General features: G+C 71.0%; 15 protein-coding genes. 11 read left to right on the top strand and 4 right to left on the bottom strand.

Features of this window, described 5'->3' with window-relative positions; all coding sequences use genetic code 11:
* Positions 1-126: 126 nt before the first annotated feature.
* From ACZ6TD_RS42200 to ACZ6TD_RS42185, 4 genes are all read left to right on the top strand, one after another.
* Positions 127-1293 (top strand): DegT/DnrJ/EryC1/StrS family aminotransferase, encoded by a 1167-nt coding sequence (locus tag ACZ6TD_RS42200; protein ID WP_471346728.1) that lies wholly within the window; start codon positions 127-129, stop codon positions 1291-1293.
* A complete protein-coding gene (locus ACZ6TD_RS42195; RefSeq protein ID WP_471346726.1) occupies positions 1290-2420 on the top strand; it encodes a Gfo/Idh/MocA family protein in 1131 nt (376 codons plus the stop codon). Before ACZ6TD_RS42200 ends, ACZ6TD_RS42195 begins: the two co-directional genes overlap by 4 nt.
* 209 nt (positions 2421-2629) lie before the next feature.
* On the top strand, positions 2630-3313 hold the full coding sequence (locus ACZ6TD_RS42190; RefSeq protein ID WP_471346724.1) for an HAD-IA family hydrolase: 684 nt from the start codon (positions 2630-2632) through the stop codon (positions 3311-3313).
* Positions 3314-3545: 232 nt separating this feature from the next.
* The gene (locus ACZ6TD_RS42185; RefSeq protein WP_471346722.1) at positions 3546-4289 is read left to right on the top strand and encodes a DJ-1/PfpI family protein; all 744 of its coding nucleotides are present in this window, start codon (positions 3546-3548) and stop codon (positions 4287-4289) included.
* A 151-nt stretch (positions 4290-4440) separates the two neighbouring features.
* Here the strand turns inward: ACZ6TD_RS42185 and ACZ6TD_RS42180 are convergent, their stop codons facing one another.
* Entirely contained in the window at positions 4441-4965 is a 525-nt protein-coding gene (locus ACZ6TD_RS42180) for a hypothetical protein (protein WP_471346721.1), read from the bottom strand.
* 83 nt (positions 4966-5048) lie between these two features.
* On the opposite strand from ACZ6TD_RS42180, the gene ACZ6TD_RS42175 reads away from it, so the two are divergent.
* Together ACZ6TD_RS42175 and ACZ6TD_RS42170 are read left to right on the top strand one after the other, a co-directional pair.
* The gene (locus ACZ6TD_RS42175; RefSeq protein ID WP_471346719.1) at positions 5049-5390 is read left to right on the top strand and encodes a PadR family transcriptional regulator; all 342 of its coding nucleotides are present in this window, start codon (positions 5049-5051) and stop codon (positions 5388-5390) included.
* A complete protein-coding gene (locus ACZ6TD_RS42170) occupies positions 5387-6121 on the top strand; it encodes a permease prefix domain 1-containing protein (protein WP_471346717.1) in 735 nt (244 codons plus the stop codon). The genes ACZ6TD_RS42175 and ACZ6TD_RS42170 overlap by 4 nt, the downstream gene beginning before the upstream one ends.
* Before the next feature lie 121 nt (positions 6122-6242).
* Here ACZ6TD_RS42170 and ACZ6TD_RS42165 read toward each other — a convergent pair whose 3' ends face one another.
* Together ACZ6TD_RS42165 and ACZ6TD_RS42160 are read right to left on the bottom strand one after the other, a co-directional pair.
* The gene (locus ACZ6TD_RS42165) at positions 6243-6896 is read right to left on the bottom strand and encodes a sigma-70 family RNA polymerase sigma factor (RefSeq protein ID WP_471346716.1); all 654 of its coding nucleotides are present in this window, start codon (positions 6894-6896) and stop codon (positions 6243-6245) included.
* Between the two features lie 235 nt (positions 6897-7131).
* Positions 7132-7845, bottom strand: a complete 714-nt coding sequence (locus ACZ6TD_RS42160; RefSeq protein ID WP_471346714.1) for a hypothetical protein — start codon at positions 7843-7845, stop codon at positions 7132-7134.
* A gap of 404 nt (positions 7846-8249) precedes the next feature.
* On the opposite strand from ACZ6TD_RS42160, the gene ACZ6TD_RS42155 reads away from it, so the two are divergent.
* A complete protein-coding gene (locus ACZ6TD_RS42155; protein WP_471346712.1) occupies positions 8250-9281 on the top strand; it encodes an NAD(P)/FAD-dependent oxidoreductase in 1032 nt (343 codons plus the stop codon).
* Between the two features lie 131 nt (positions 9282-9412).
* On the opposite strand, the gene ACZ6TD_RS42150 is transcribed toward ACZ6TD_RS42155, so the two are convergent.
* Positions 9413-10336, bottom strand: a complete 924-nt coding sequence (locus ACZ6TD_RS42150) for a S1 family peptidase (RefSeq protein WP_471346711.1) — start codon at positions 10334-10336, stop codon at positions 9413-9415.
* 177 nt (positions 10337-10513) lie between these two features.
* Between ACZ6TD_RS42150 and ACZ6TD_RS42145 the strand changes: the two genes are divergently transcribed.
* From ACZ6TD_RS42145 to ACZ6TD_RS42130, 4 genes are all read left to right on the top strand, one after another.
* Complete coding sequence (locus ACZ6TD_RS42145) at positions 10514-11134, top strand: hypothetical protein (RefSeq protein ID WP_471346709.1); 621 nt, start codon at positions 10514-10516, stop codon at positions 11132-11134.
* 106 nt (positions 11135-11240) lie between these two features.
* Positions 11241-14921 carry an NACHT domain-containing protein gene (locus tag ACZ6TD_RS42140; protein ID WP_471346707.1) on the top strand — a complete coding sequence of 1227 codons (3681 nt, stop codon included), beginning with the start codon at positions 11241-11243 and terminating at the stop codon, positions 14919-14921.
* Between the two features lie 164 nt (positions 14922-15085).
* Complete coding sequence (locus tag ACZ6TD_RS42135; RefSeq protein ID WP_471346705.1) at positions 15086-15592, top strand: methylated-DNA--[protein]-cysteine S-methyltransferase; 507 nt, start codon at positions 15086-15088, stop codon at positions 15590-15592.
* Between the two features lie 73 nt (positions 15593-15665).
* A complete protein-coding gene (locus ACZ6TD_RS42130) occupies positions 15666-16394 on the top strand; it encodes a 2OG-Fe(II) oxygenase (RefSeq protein ID WP_471346703.1) in 729 nt (242 codons plus the stop codon).
* The last annotated feature ends 17 nt before the right edge of the window (positions 16395-16411 follow it).

Genomic DNA, 16411 nt, shown 5'->3' with positions numbered 1-16411 from the left:
CCGCGTTTTTAAGGGGGCTATAGGGGGGCCCTGAGGGGGAATGACGTTTCGCCCGCCGTCCGGTTAGCGTGCTAATGCGTCCGCCGCGGACCTGCCTCCATAACGCATTAAGGGAGTAGGGAAATCATGAGCAATGATGTGCGACTGCGATCCGAGCTGCCCGCATGGCCGAGTTACGGCGACGAGGAGCGCGAGGCCCTGATCCGGGCCCTGGAGCAGGGGCAATGGTGGCGCATCGGGGGCGGTGAGGTCGATGCCTTCGAGGCGGAGTTCGCCGCGGCCCATGGCAGCGAGCACGCCCTGGCGGTCACCAACGGGACGCACGCGCTGGAGCTCGCCCTCGAGGTGCTCGGCGTCGGCCCCGGCTCCGAGGTGATCGTTCCCGCGTTCACCTTCATCTCCTCCTCGCAGGCCGCGCAGCGGCTGGGCGCGGTGGCCGTTCCCGTGGACGTGGACCCGGACACGTACTGCATCGATCCGTCGGCGGTCGAGGCGGCCATCGGCCCGAGGACCCGCGCGATCATGCCGGTGCACATGGCGGGTCAGATGTGCGACATGGACGCGCTGGACAAGCTGTCCGCCGACTCGGGGGTGCCGCTGATCCAGGACGCGGCCCACGCCCACGGGGCGCGATGGCGCGGCAAGAGGGTCGGCGAGCTGGGCTCGGTCGCGGCGTTCAGCTTCCAGAACGGCAAGCTGATGACCGCCGGTGAGGGCGGCGCCGTGCTCTTCCCCGACGCCGAGATGTACGAGAAGGGCTTCGTCCGGCACAGCTGTGGACGTCCGCGCACCGACCGCGGCTACTTCCACCGCACCTCGGGCTCCAACTTCCGGCTGAACGAGTTCTCCGCCTCGGTGCTGCGCGCCCAACTCGCCCGGCTGGAGGACCAGATCACCACGCGTGAGCAGCGCTGGCCGGTACTCAACCGGCTGCTCGCCGAGATCCCCGGTGTCGTACCGCAGTCGCGCGACGACCGCGGTGACCGCAACCCCCACTACATGGCGATGTTCCGGGTGCCGGGCATCACCGAGGAGCGCCGCGCCAAGGTCGTCGACGTGCTCATCGAGCGCGGGGTCCCCGCGTTCGTGGCCTTCCGCGCGGTCTACCGCACGGACGCCTTCTGGGAGGCCGCGGCGCCGGATCTGACGGTGGACGAGCTCGCCCGCCGCTGCCCGCACTCCGAGGCGCTCACCCGCGACTGCGTATGGCTGCACCACCGGGTGCTGCTGGGCAGCGAGGAGCAGATGCACGAAGTGGCCGCCGTCGTCGCCGACGTGCTCGCGGACGCATGAGCGCCCCGAACATCGGCGAGACGCCGATCCGGACCGCCGTGGTGGGGCTGGGGTGGGCGGCCCGCTCGATCTGGCTGCCGCGGCTGCGCCGCAACCCCGCCTTCACCGTGACCGCCGCGGTGGATCCCGACGAGCGCGGCCGCGCGGCCGTCGCGGAGGCGGAGGGCGCGGACCGGTTACCGGTGCTGGCGGCGGTCCACGACCTGGATCCCGCCGAGGTGGATCTGGCGGTGGTCGCGGTGCCCAACCATCTGCACTGCGCGGTCGCCGGCGAGCTGCTGGCCAAGGGCATTCCGGTGTTCCTGGAGAAACCGGTGTGCCTGACCTCGGAGGAGGCCGAGCGGCTGGCCGCCGCGGAGCGCTCCGGTGGCGCGGTGCTGCTGGCCGGCAGCGCGGCGCGCTACCGCGCCGATGTGCGCGGGCTGTACCGGATCGCCGCCCGGCTGGGCCACATCCGCCATGTCGAACTCGCCTGGGTACGGGCGCGCGGCGTACCCGACCGGGGCGGCTGGTTCACCCAGCGGTCGCTCGCGGGCGGCGGGGCGCTGGTCGACCTGGGCTGGCATCTGTTCGACATCGCGGTTCCGCTGCTGGGCACCGCCGCGTTCCGGCACGCCATCGGCACGGTGTCCTCCGACTTCATCACCCAGCGGTCCTCCCGGGCCGCGTGGCGCGGCGACGACGGCGGACCGGCGCTCCCGGGCGCCACCGAGGGCGCCACCGATGTCGAGGACACCGCCCGCGGATTCCTCATCACCGACGACGGCCGTTCGGTCGTGCTGCACGCGAGCTGGGCCTCGCACGAGGCGCTGGACACCACCCGGGTCACGATCGACGGCAGCGGCGGCAGCGCGACCCTGCGCTGCACCTTCGGATTCAGCCCGAACCGCCTCGAGAGGTCCACCCTGACCCGCACCGTCGACGGTACGACCCGCCCGGTGGCCGTACCCACCGAACCGATCGGCACCGAGTACGACCGGCAGCTCGACATGCTTCCCGCGCAGTTGCGCGACCCGGCCGGGCGAGGGCGGGTGATCGAGGAGGTCCGCCGGACCATCGGCGCCATCGAACGGGTCTACACCTCGGCCCGGGTCCCCCGGGAGGTCCGGGAGTCGGCGCCGGTGTGAACCGCGCCGGCACCGGCTGCCGCCTCACCGCCTCCCCGGCTCCGCCGTCGTCATTTCCTTCTACGGGCCGCGTTTTCCGGTCCTTCTACGGACCGCGTTTTCCGGTCCTTCTACGGACCGCGTTTTCCGGTCCGCGTTCTACGGACCGCATCCGAGACCCGGACCGGCGGTCCGCCGTACCGGCCCTGCCCGCACTACGGGAGTGCTCAATGACCAGCCATCCGATCAGTCACGGCGGCCCGCTCTCCGGCGCGGGTATCGCCCCGGTCACCTCGGTGGTCTTCGACCTCGACGGTGTCCTCGTCAACAGCTTCGCGGTGATGCGCGAGGCGTTCACCCTCGCCTACGCCGAGGTCGTCGGCGACGGTGAGCCGCCCTTCGAGGAGTACAACCGCCATCTGGGCCGCTACTTCCCCGACATCATGCGGATCATGGGTCTGCCGCTCGAGATGGAGGGCCCGTTCGTCCGCGAGAGCTACCGGCTCGCCCACCTTGTGGAGATGTTCGACGGTGTGCCCGAGCTGCTGTCGGAGCTGCGCCACCGCGGGCTGCGGCTCGCCGTGGCCACCGGGAAGGCCGGGCCGCGGGCGCGTTCGCTGCTCAACACCCTCGGTATCCAGGGGCACTTCGAGGTGATCCTCGGCTCCGACGAGGTGGCCCGGCCCAAACCCGCGCCGGACATCGTGCTGAAGGCGATGGACATCATGGGCGCGGACCCCGACCGGACCGTGATGGTCGGGGACGCGGTGACCGACCTGGCCAGCGCGCGGGGGGCCGGGATCACCGCCGTCGCCGCGATGTGGGGGGAGACCGATGAGAAGACCCTGCTCGCGGCGGAGCCCGATGTGATCCTGCACAAGCCGTCCGAACTGCTGGCGTTGACGGTTCCGTAGGTCCGTCCGTCCGACCGATGCCCCCGCCCGGGGTCCGGGCCCCGCACAGGACCCGGGCCCCGGTTCGTACCTTCCGGGAACTCGGCCGTCCTCCGGAACGACTACCTGGTTCGCCGGCACTCGTCGGCTCATCCATCGAATCGGGGAGTCACTGATGGCAGGTGTGGACCGAAGTCGTCGCAAGCTGCTCCAGGCGGCAGCGGCAAGCGGATGCGGGTGGGGGGCGGGACTGGTGACGTCGTTCGGAGCGGTGGCGCCCGCGCGGGCCGAAGGTATCGAGGGGACCGAGGCAGCCGAGGGGCCCGAGGGCCCCGAGGCGGCCGAGGGCACGGTGCGGGTGGCGGTGCTGCTGTACGACGGGTTCACCGCGCTGGACGCCGTCGGGCCGTACGAGGTGCTGTGCCGGGTTCCGGGGGTGACGGTGACCATGGTGGCCGAGCGGGCCGGGCGGGTCCGTACCGACACCGGGGAGCTGGGGCTGGTGGCCGAGCGCTCCCTGGACAGTATGGCGCGGGCCGATGTGCTGCTGGTGCCCGGAGGCGGCGACCGCGGCATCACGACGACGATGGCCAACACCGTCGTCCTGGACTGGATCCGCCGAATCCACCGCGGATCGACCTGGACGACCTCGGTGTGCACGGGATCGCTGATCCTGGGCGCCGCCGGACTGCTGCGCGGTGTGCCCGCCACCACGTACTGGGCTTCGCGCCCGTATCTGGCGGACGCCGGTGCCATTTACACGCCGGGGCGGTTCGTCGAAGCCGGGAAGATCCTCACCGGGGCCGGGGTCTCCGCCGGTATCGACATGGGGCTGCACCTCGCCGCCCGCCTCTCCGACGAGCGCACCGCCCAGGCCATGCAGCTCGCCGTGGAGTACGACCCCGACCCGCCCTTCGACACCGGCAGCCCGGAGAAGGCGGACCCGGAGCTGCAGCGGCTGGCGCTGAAACTGGTCGCGGACGCCGCGCGCTGGTGAGAAGTGTCCGGCGGATCTTGACGCCTGCGGCGGGCTGTTCCCCTCCCCGGCCCTTCCCGCGGCATCGATACGCGGCTCCGCCGCGTGGTCCGCCGGACATCCTCCGTAGCCGACCGGCCATCCGGGCCGTGGCGTCAGGCGGGGACGGACGTCACGCTCCGGTGGTCGAGCCGGGCCGGACGATCATCAGCACGACGACGATCGCCCAGAGGAGGTTGAAGACCCCGGTGAGCATGGCCAGCCGAGCCGCCACCGCGGAGTTCCCCTTCGTGGCCGTGTCCTCGGGTGCGGTGAGCAGGCCCCGCTGGGCCGGGATGATGGCCAGCGCGAGGACGAGCGCGGCGACCGTGGTCAGGACGACCGACGCGATGAGCCAGACATCGGTGAGCACACCGAGTCGGGCGGCCGTGGCCAGGCCGAAGAGTGGCACGGCGATACCCGCGAGGGCGTAGCCACGGCAGATCCGGTGCAGGAGCGCGGCGACCGCGGTGGCGCGTTGAGCGTCGGAGCCATCGGGCCGCGCCGGTGCGGACTGGGCCGATACGGACTGGGCCGATACGGACTGGGCCGATACGGACTGGCGCGCATAGCGCGGGAAGAGCGAGGCGGCCACCGCGATCGGCCCGATCGCCAGGATCGCCGCGAGGACATGTATGGACAGCAGCAGCTTGGTCATGGCAAGCCTTCCGACCCGGTGGTCTATATGTTGGCTGCCAATACATAGCACGCCTACACCTTCTATAGGTAGGCTGCCTATCTATGAGGCCAGACAGAGTGCGAGGACACCTGGACGGGCTGCTGATGGCCGTTCTCGAGCAGGGACCACTGCACGGGTACGCGATCATCACCGCGGTTCAGCAGCGCAGCGGAGGCGTGCTCGACCTGCGCACGGGCACCATCTACCCGGCGTTGAACAAGCTGGAGCGGCTGGGGCTGCTGACCAGCAGCTGGGAGTCGGTCGGCGAACGACGGCGGCGCTGCTACCAGCTCACCGACGCGGGTCGGAGAAGTCTGGCCGAGGAGCGCACCGCATGGCGGGAGTTCACCATGGCGATCGGCTCCGTTCTGAACCCGGGGGCAGAGCCCCGGTCCGCGATATGAGCGCCCACGGTCGGCAGACCGGTCCCGCCGAAGCCCATCCCGACACGGCCGACCCGGACACGGCCGACCCCGTCGAAGCTGATCCCATCGAGACGTACATCACCGACCTGACGGCCGTCCTGCACGGTCCGGCGCGGGCCAAGGCGCGGATGATCGAGGAGATACGCGACGGCCTTACGGAAACGGTGGCGGCGCACATCCGCGGCGGAAGCACACCCACCCGGGCGGCGGACGACGCGGTCCGGGAGTTCGGAACGCCGGAGGAACTCGCGCCCGGCTGTCAGCGGGAGCTGACCATCGCACAGGCGCGGCACACCGCCTGGGCCGTCGCCCTCACCGCCCCCTTCCTCACCGCTTGCTGGTATCTGAGCTCGAGCACCGCACCCGGCCAGGACGGTCTGGTGCCACGCACCGCCCAGCTGCTCGCCACGCAGCTGGCCACGGTCGTCGGCGCCATCGCGCTGCTCGCCGCGCTGGCACTGGCCGCCACCGGCACCCTGGCCCGCCGACTGCCCGTACCGCCCCGGCTGCCCCTGGCGATCGCCTGGGCCGGTACCACGGCGGGCGTGGCCATGGGGGTCGCCACGCTCACTCTCACCGTCGCGTCCCTCCTGGCCACGGACTGGCCGCTGCTCGCGCTGGCCGGGGCCTTCGCCGCCGTATCACACGCGGTCGTCGCTCCCTCGGCGCGCGCCTGCCGCCGATGCGCCCGGCTGGCCCGCGTCCTGTAGGGCTCGCGTCCCGTAGGACGCGCGGCCCGTACGTCACCAGCCGGGCGAGCGGTCACCTACAGGGCGCGGCGGGCAGCCGCCGAGACCTGCCGCCCGCCGCGCCCCGCATCATCGTTGGGGCTCAGCCCGCCAACCGCACCGGTTCCGCGGCCTCCTCGGCAGCGGCCAGCAGTGCGTTGATGTCCTCGCGGGCGCGGGCCACGCGGGAGCGTACGGTGCCGATGGGGCAGCCGGTGGCGGTGGCGGCGTCCGCGTACGGCAGGCCGAGCACCTTGGTGAGGAGGAACATCTCGCGGCGCGCCGGGGCGAGCGCCGCCAGCAGATCCATCAGCGCCACCCCCTCGTCGAACCCGGGGAGCCCGACGGGCTGCGCCCGTTCGGCCACCTCCTGCCAGTCGTCGGCGTCCAGCGTGCGGGGGCGGGCGGCGGCCATGCGGTAGCGGTCGACGACCACACGGCGGGCGATCGACAGCAGCCACGTACGGGCCGACGAGCGGCCCGCGAAGCGCGACAGCCCGGTCAGCGCCCGCAGATATGTCTCCTGGGCGAGGTCCTCACAGCCGTGGGGGTCGGCGCTGAGATGGAGCACGAAGCGGCGCACATCGCGGTAGGTGGCACGGATGAAGTGGTCGACCGCGTCGCGGTCGCCGTCACGGGCGGCCAGCGCCCATTCGGTGACCTGGCGGTCGTTCGCCGCGGTGGCGAAGCCGTGCGCATGCACGGCAGCGGACTGCACGGCTCTTCTCGGTGCGGCGGACAGCGTGGGGGAAGGCATCGTCAAACGTCCTTCGGAAGGCGGTGAACGGCACACCGGCAGGCGCCACGGACGCGCGAAGGCGCGGCGGGGCGGCGCGGGACCGGCGGTGCCGAGGGATGGGGCCGACGCCGGGCAGGCGCCGGTACTCCGCCCGTCACCGGCGTTCGCCCCGATCCGGGGCGGGGCCCCGGATCGGGTCAGGACCCCACAGCGGGGCGGGACCCCAAACCAGGGCAGGGGAAGGACGGGCGGTTCAGCAGGCGGCGAACCGCGCCGGTGGCCCTCTGCGGAGGATGACGTGCCGTAGCAGGACTCCGCGCAACCGGCGGGCGATGGCCGGTGCGGACGGCCACGCGGGCAGCGGAGTGGCGCCCGCGCCCAGGATGCGCAGGGCGAGAACGAGCGGGACGAACAGCAGGGTCGCGAGCACGCGGCCGAGCCGGAAGGCGGCGCGCTCACCGCGCCACAGCCACAACCCGCAGATCAGCGCGGCGAGAAGGTGGGCCGTGGCCATGCCCGGCCCGCCCGGACCCGCCCAGGGCCACGGCAGATGGCCCAAGGACGGCGCGGTGGCGGACATCGCGTCAGCGCCGTGGTGCATATGGCCCATGGCGGCGCCGCTCATGGGTCCGGCGTCCATGTCCCGCAGGCCGGGCGTCCCGTCGCCCGTGGCGCTTCCCGCCACGGAGGCGGCACCCGCCACGGGGGCGACTGTCGCCTCCGCGAACCGGAACGCCATGTGCAGGCCGAGTTGCGCGACCAGCGTCGCACCGGTCACGACCGACGCACCGCGCTCGCGCCCGGTGACCCACCACGCGGCGGCCGTCGTCCCGGCGAACGCGGCGGCCACGGCCCACACCGGCAGGGTGTCACCGGACATCAGCACGTGTCCGAGCGCCGTCACCACGACGCACACCGCCGCGAACACGGCGGCTCGTGCGAGGCGGAACGGTGGCCCGGCGGACATGGCAGCCATGGTGCCAGCCGCGGCCGGTGTGCGTGACGGTGGCTCAATCTTCATCACGCGGGTGACAAGCGTGGCCGTGAATCGCCTCCACCTGACCTTTGTGAGCCAGGCCATAGAAGACGCTCGGAACTCGTCTGGGTGTTCAGCCGACGACTCAACCGGCGCGGCCGGCATGCGTCCGCCTCCCCCCGTTGCCTCGAACCAGGAGTCGTCCGTGTCCGCTGAACCCCTCGCCCCGGCCACGGGCGACTCCCCGGCTGTAGGCCGGATCGTTCCAGGCCGAGAAGCTGGTCTACGCCCATGAGCTGCGCACCCCCGTGACGACCGTGGACTTTGCCATCTCGGCAAGGCGGTTTGCCTCGTTCCAAGGCAGGCCCGCACGGTGGGCCGTGGAGGTGGTCAACGTGACCGATGAGCTGAAGAACACCTACGACGTGGTGGTGATCGGTGGTGGCGCCGCGGGGCTGAGCGGGGCGCTGATGCTGGCCCGGGCGCGGCGCTCGGTGGTGGTGGTCGACGCGGGCGCCCCGCGCAACGCCCCGGCCTCGGGGGTGCACGGGCTGCTGGCCCGGGACGGGATCGCGCCGGCCGAGCTGGTGGAGCGGGGCCGGGCCGAAGTCCGCGGCTACGGCGGTCAGGTGGTGTCCGGCGAGGTGGGCGCCGCGGCCCGGGAGGGGTCCGGGTTCCAGGTGACCCTGGCCGATGGCCGGACCGTCCGCGCACGCCGACTGCTGCTGGCCACCGGGCTGGTCGACGAGTTGCCGGACGTCCCGGGGCTGCGGTCCCGGTGGGGCCGGGAGGTGGTGCACTGTCCGTACTGCCACGGCTGGGAGATCCGCGACCGGGCCATCGGCGTACTGGGGAGCGGGCCGCTGTCGGTGCACCAGGCGATGCTCTTCCGGCAGTGGAGCGCGGATGTCACCTTCTTCTCCCACACCTTGCCGGTGCCGACCGGCGAGGAGGCGGAGCAGCTGGCCGCCCGTGGCATCCGCGTGGTGGACGGCGAGGTGGCGTCCCTGGAGATCGCCGAGGACCGTCTGGTCGGCGTGCGCCTGCGCGATGGCAGCCTGGTCAAGCGCGAGGCACTGGCCGTCGCGCCCCGGATGGTGGCGCGCACCGGCTTCCTGGCGGCGCTCGGGCTGGGGCCGGTGGAACATCCGAGTGGCGCCGGTGAGCACATCCCGTCCGACGCGACCGGGCGCACCGATGTGCCCGGGGTGTGGGTGGCGGGCAATGTCACCGATCTGTCCGCCCAGGTGGGTGCCGCCGCGGCGGCGGGCGCGACCGCGGCCGCCCATATCAACGCTGATCTGATCGCCGAGGAGACCCGACAGGCCGTCGCCGCGGCCCGGGCCCGCGACGAGGTGGCGTTCTCCGCGGAGGTGGAATCGCGAGCCTGCGAAGCGGTGTTGGGCGACCGCCGCCACGGCCTGTGACGTGCGGCTGCGGTGTGCGGCGTGCGGCCCTTCGTGGGCCCGCACCGGCTCACGCCCAGCGGGCCGGGACCTCTGGCGGGCGGTCCCGGCCAGGCAGCGCACCACGGAGCCACGACAGCCGATGGGCCCCGTCAGTAGACGGTGAGGCCGTAGGCGCTCAGCACCTCCTGGATCGGCTGGTAGTAGGTGGTGCCTCCGGAGGTGCAGTCCCCGGAGCCGCCCGAAAGAATGCCGATGATCTTGTCGCCGGCGTAGAGCGGACCACCGCTGTCGCCCGGCTCGGCGCAGATGTTGGTCTGGATCAGACCGTAGACGATGTCACCGCCGCCGTAGTTGATGGTCGCGTTGAGCGCGGTGACCACACCGCACCGGACACCGGTCGTGGCACCCCGGCGGCAGACCTGCTGGCCGACGTGGGCGGTGGCGGTCCCGGTGATGTCGACGGTCCCCACGGTCCCGGGGTGCGGAACGGCCGTATTGGCGTACCGGACGACGCCGTAGTCATTGCCCGGGAAGCTGGTGCCGGTCGTCGGGCCGACCGGGGTGGTCGTACCGGAGCCGGTGTACCAGGTGGCGTCGCCATCGGTGCAGTGGCCGGCCGTGACGAAGTAATATGTGGCGCCGCTCTGCACATTGACCCCCGCGGAGCAGCGCACCCCCGTGGAGGAGTGGATCCCGTCGCCACCCGAGAGGAGGGTCCGCAGCGGGCCGTCGAGACGCTCGACGGTGACGGCGCCACCGAAGCGCTCGACGGTGCGGTCGATCCTGGCCAGGTCGGCGTCCGGGACCGCGGAGCCGACGAGGACGCGCAGCGTTCCGGTGCGCTCGTCCACGGTCCAGGCGGTGCCCGGGACATCCAGGGACGCCACGGCCGAGGCGGCACCGGACACGGAAGGAGACGTAGACGTTAACGCGGAAGGGGACGTGGCGGTGGACGCTGAGGAGGCGGCCGCGCTCGTGCCGACTGTCGCGAGGGCTGCCGTGACGAACAGACCGGACACCGCGGCGATCAACCGGAACCGACCACGTCTTCTGGTACGGCGTGCTGTTCTCACCCGAACCTCCTTGAAAGGGGCGGTAGTTGGTGCAGCCGCCTCATTGTGCCCGTGGCCGGGCGGACGCGTAACCCACCTCCCCGTGCCATCGCCGACCACCCTTGATCAGCACAGCCCAGCAGACAGCCAACGGGGAAGGGCTTGGCTTTCCCCACTCCGGTGATCGAGACTGTGATCATGCACGAGGGACAGGGCCGCCAGGAGTACATCGTGACGTCCGACCCCGAGGCGGTGTCCCGCGTGCGGGCCTCCCTGCTGCGCACCCTGCCGGTGGCCGCGTGGGCGGGAGTGGGCGGTGCCGCCGTCATCGTCGCGGCCGTGGTCCTCCTCCTCGTCACCCTCGGCCCCAGCGCCTCCCAGCTCTGGGTCCTGGTGTTCGCCTGGCCGGCGGTGTTCTTCCTCTACGACGCCAGGCGCCGGTTCGCCGCCCTACGGCGTCTGAAGCGGACCTGGGCGGTGAAGGACGTATCCCCCGTGGCCATGCACCTCTCCCCCGAGGGCCTGCGCTGCACCATCGACGCAGCCCCCGACCCCGTCGTCCTCCCCTGGTCCGCGATCGCCCAGGTGCGGGTCACGGGCCAGGGCCTCAGCGCGGTCCGGGTCGACCTCACCCCCGGCGTGTCCGCCACCACCTCCGGAGTCAGCGGACTGGACCAGCCCGAGGCCCGCACGCGCATGCGCCGCACCTGGAAGGGCCGAACGCGGCTGCGCTTCGCCATCTACGCCCTCCGCGAGCCCCTCAGCGAAATCGACCAGGCGCTCGGCCACTTCTCGAACGGGCGAATCGGCATCCGCTGACGCGAGGGCACGCGGCGCACCCGGGCCACGTTGCGTGCTGTTCCAGGGGTGGGTTTCATGGAATGAGAGACATCCGTACGGCGAGTATCGGCTGGGAACGGACCTCATGACCAAGGTCGTACGAAACCCAGAAGGAAAGATACGTCCGCCCAACGCTCCTTGGTACACGCTGTATCCCCGACGGGCGTTCTCCCGCCTCGGCGGTGGCATGGGCAGACGCTGGCGAACCTTCAGGACCAACCGGGAGGCGAGCCGGAGCATCCTTCCGAACCGGAGTTGGCGCGGATGGCGGCCCACCTTCGGCCGGCTCGTGCGTGGCTACGCCTATGCCGGGACGGCCCTCCTCGTCCTGTGGCTGGCAGCGGCCATCTACGACTCGGTCAACGGGGAGAGAACCTGGTTCCACACCATGCAGCGGAGCACGTGGTTCACCACCGCCACCCGCATCGTCGGACCGCCACTCGCGGCTTCCTTCGTCCTGATGCTCTTCCTGATCTACTGGTACCACAAGACCAAGAAACCGCTGGTCGACAAGGCGAGATCGGCACCGCACGACCTGGTCCCCACCGCGGGAACGCTCATCGACCGGATCGTCGGACGCCGGGAGCTCTCCCAGGTCATCGCCCAGACACTGCGCAACCGCAGGACGCGCCGGCCTTATCTGCTGGTCGGCGGGGTGGGGGTGGGCAAGACCGCGGTGCTGGTCGAGCTCACGCACATGCTGGCCCAGCAAGCTGCCGTTCCGGTGCCCATACGCCTTCGTGACATGGACGCCGACGGGGATCTGGACTTCGAGAAGATGGCCCGGCGCCGCCTGGCGGAGGAAGCGGATCAAGGGGTACTGGCCAGTGGTCAGTTCGACAAGACCTGGCGGCAATTGCGGCTCGACGACAAGGCCGTCGTCATCGCCGACGGGCTGGAGGAGGCGCTTCTCGACAAGGATCGCCGGGACGACCGCGACAACATCATCCGCCGGGCCATCGACCGGGCGGCCCGGCAGAAGCTGCCCCTGGTCATCGCCTCCCGCCCGCATCCGCCCCTGGAGGGCACCCGGGCCGTGATCGCCGACCTGGAGCCGCTGAGCGAGGAGGCGGCGCTGGAGTACCTGGTGAGGGACTTCTCCGAGGTCGATGAGCGCCGTCTGGACTGGATCGTGGAGACCGCCGACGTCTCGGACTCGCCGAGCTATCTGCAGATCGCCCGGCTCCTGCAGGAACGCGGACTGCTGGAACACATGACCCTGCGCGAGGAACCCGACCGGCTGGACACCCGTAGCCATGACTGCGCCACCCTCAGACTCTGGCTTCTGGACACCTACCGGAAGGCAGTCGAAGACGGCCTTCTGTTCGACACGCTGGCGATGGACCGTCAGGAGCGCCAGGAGACCATACGGGTGATCTCCGCCCTCGCCTGCCTGGGGCTTGTGCGGGACCGCCTGGAGGTGACGTTCGACGAGTTGGTCGAGACGTGCACGGATGACGAGGACGGCCAGGGGGAGCCCAGGGATGGGCGTCTGCCGGTCTCCGAGAGGCAGCGCGCCGCCATCTGGAAGGCTCTCGTCAACGAGTTCGATGACACGGCGCACTGGCTGAAACCCGCGGAGCATCCGAACGCATGCAAGACCGAACTTTCTCGCTTCGCCAATAATGGACAGATGCTCGGGCTGGTGATGGCCCATGAGAACAAGGTGCGCTTCCCGCACAGCATCATCCAGGCGTATCTGGGATATCGCCTCCTGCATCGCATGGACGACGATCAGATACGTCAGGTCATCGAGCCCGCCCTGCACAGCCCGGGACCCGCCCGCGAATTGCTGATCGCGCTGGTACTGCTTTCCCGTCATCGGGCGGCGACCGGCCGTGCCCAGCCGACTGCCGCACCGCGTCCCGCCCCCGGCCATGCCCCCGGCCCCGGCCCCGGCCCCGGCCCCGGCCCCGGCCCCGGCCATGCGAACGAACGCGAAAAACTCTCCAGCATTCTCCGCAAAGCCGCCGAGGGCCGAAAGGACCCCAAGTACTTCGATCTCTATTCCGCGGCCCTGGACATCGACAGCGTGGATCCCGAATCCAAGCAGACCGAGATCGCCGATGAGCTCCTTTCCGCCTGGCCCGGGCTGACCATCAGAGGTGACCAGCGAGCCATCGAGGAGGCGAAGCTCAGGCTGGTGCACCACTTCGGAGCGGCCCTCCGCGAAGTGGACCACCGCAGGTCGGACCGGCGCTCCACACAACGGCCCGGGGCGCCATCACCCTTGCCGTACAGCCAGTTTTTCGACATCGGTACCCACGAGCCCTCCCATCCGGTCCGGATCGCCATTACGCAGGAAATAAGCTCGGGCGGCGACACGGCCTTCAGCGCCCTGCGGAAACACTTCCCCTTGGGGACCGATCCCGTACTGCAGTATCTGAGGAAGACACGCCAGGCCAAACGGACGTTGAATGACGCATACACAAAGTGGCTGGAAAGAGGAGATCGCGAACCCCTCAGCCCCGGCGAAGCGAGACGACGAGAGCAGGAGCACGCCCGTTTCGTGGCGGACTACGAGAACGACAGGGCCAGATGGTGGCGGCACTTCGCCCTGAGGGCCTGGCTCCTTCCCATGATGGTCGGCTCCGTCTCCGAGAAGTACCGCGACGAAGCGAAGGAGCGGTTGGAAATCTGGTTGCAGCACCTCGCGCCCACCACCCGCCTCCGCGGCCCCGTGATGCCTCATGCTCCGCACACAGAGCCGGACCTGCCCCTTTCGCTGGAGAACGCTCTCGCCCGCGGCTTCAAGAACGCCGCCAACCGCAGACGACGCCACCCCGACGTCTGTGACGAGACCCTGGCCTATCTCGTCAAGCAGGCCGAGAAGATGTTGACGTGCAGCCGCTGCTGGTATGCGCAGCTCACCTTGTTGCACGCTTTGTGCCTGTGGTCGCTTCCCGACGCCATCGGACGCCCGCCCGGACCGGACACGACCGAGCGGCACTGGCGGGGCCATGGGCGGACGGCGTCCGCGGATCAGGTCCCGGATGGCGACACGAGCCCACCGAACCAAGGCGCCGACCCCGTGCGATCGGTGGCCCGGTGGCTCTCCACGGCGGGCACCGCATACGACACGCCCACTGCCACCAGTGCCCGTCCCGGACACCAGGGCGACAGACTTCTGCACCCGTTCGTCGCCGAGGCCGGTGACCTGGTGACCCTGGCCCTCGAGACCGGGCATCCCGAGCGCTTCCTGTGGATCGATGAGAACCGGGCCATCTACAACGTCGGCTCCAGCCCGGCCGACCCCGAGCGCTACCGCAAGCACAATCTGTGGATCGCCCCGTCGGTGGGCTGGAGCACCCTGCATCCGCGGGCCCAGCGCCTGGTCGCCGACGTGCTCGTCATGCTCAATCTCACGGAGCGCAACGGCAACCCCGACGAGGTCGAAGAACGTCTGAGGAGGGCCACCAAGGACACGCTCCCGCCCTGTCTCACGCATGACCGCAGCCCGCTCCACCCCGAGCACAGCGTCGGCCGGGCGGACGGGAATGAGCCCGGGGCCACCTGCCTGCCCACGTGCCACTTCCGCCTGTGCCCCTACCCTCCCAAGGGCGGCGGGGCCCAGACGGAGATGGAGGAGCCCTTCTGCCGACAGCAGCAGGCACTCCTTCACAGCCGCTTCCGCTGGCGGCCCCCCGCCGTCAGCCGCCACACGGCTCCGTGGGTGAGCATCCCCATCAGGGAGCTGCACGGTTTCTGGGAGAAGATGGCCAACCGCAATCGCAAGACCACTGGCCAGGAACCCCACCCCTTCTGATCGCCGGCTGGTCGAGGGCGGCCACCCGCGTCATCGGGCGGGCGGGAGCAGCGGAAGGGCACCCGAAGCGCCATGTCCGAATCCCGCCAGCTTTCCGTGTCCGAAAGACGCATGCTGGGAGCAGCGCAAGACAGAACGGCGAGAAGAAGAGAGGGACCACAGCCATGACGGTCCACACGACGATCGACAGCCCGCTCGGCGAGCTGCTGCTGGTGGGCGAGAGGTCCGCCACCGCGACGGGGGGTACCGCACTCGTTTCCCTGTCCGTGCCCGGACAGAAGGGCGGAGCCGTCGTCCAGGACGGCTGGAGCGAGGACGCCGAAGCGTTCACCGAGATCGTCTCCCAGCTTCGCTCCTACTTCGACGGCAAGCTCACCCGCTTCGACATCGAGTGCGTCGAGGGCGGTACGGACTTCCAGCGCAGGGTCTGGCAGGCGCTGGAGTCCATTCCGTACGGCACCACCGTCAGCTACGGCGACATCGCCCGGCAGATCGGCGCCCCGCGCACGGCGGTCCGCTCCGTCGGCACCGCGATCGGCCGCAATCCGCTGCTGGTCGTCCGACCCTGCCACCGTGTCATCGGCGCCAGTGGCGCGCTGACCGGCTATGCGGGCGGGCTGGAGCGCAAGGAGCGGCTCCTCGTCCACGAAGGCGCCCTCCAGACGGCCTGAGCCGCGGGCCTCGCCCCACGGCCGGGGCCCGTACCGCACCCTTCCCGGATCCCGGAGAACCCGGAGCACACCGATGAGCACCACGACCGATACCGCACGCCTCCACCAGCGCGTGGCTGCGGCCGACTGGACACAGCTGGCCGAGGAGCTGGACACCTACGGGTGCGCGCTCACGCCACGGTTGCTGACGCCCGCGCAGTGCGCCCGCGTCGCCGGGCTCTATGAGCGGGACGAACAGTTCCGGAGCACGATCGACATGGCCCGCCACCGCTTCGGCTCCGGTCAGTACCGCTACTTCACGCATGACCTGCCGGAACCGGTTGCCGAGCTGCGCGCCGCGCTCTATCCGCGGCTGCTGACCATCGCCCGTGACTGGGCGGAGCGGCTCGGCCGCCCGGCGCCCTGGCCGGACAGCCTCGAGAAGTGGCTGGCCATGTGCCATGAGGCCGGACAGGACCGCTCCGCCCAGATCCTGCTGCGCTACGGCCCCGGCGACTGGAACGCCCTGCACCGGGATGTGTTCGGCGACCTGCTCTTCCCGCTCCAGGTGGTGATCGGGCTGGACGCGTACGGCACGGACTACACGGGCGGGGAGTTCCTGCTGGTCGAGCAGCGGCCCCGGGCCCAGTCCCGGGGTACCACGACCGTCCTCCAGCAGGGCCACGGCCTGATCTTCACCACCCGTGACCGTCCCGTGGCCACCAAGCGCGGCTGGTCGGCCGGGGTCATGCGGCATGGGGTCAGCACGGTGCGGTCCGGGCGGCGCCACGCGCTGGGGCTGGTCTTCCACGACGCCACCTGATGTCCCTCATCCAGTCC

Source organism: Streptomyces yongxingensis (assembly GCF_055597465.1).
The sequence above is the reverse complement of the archived record's forward strand: the minus strand, read 5'-3'. Positions and strand labels throughout refer to the sequence as shown.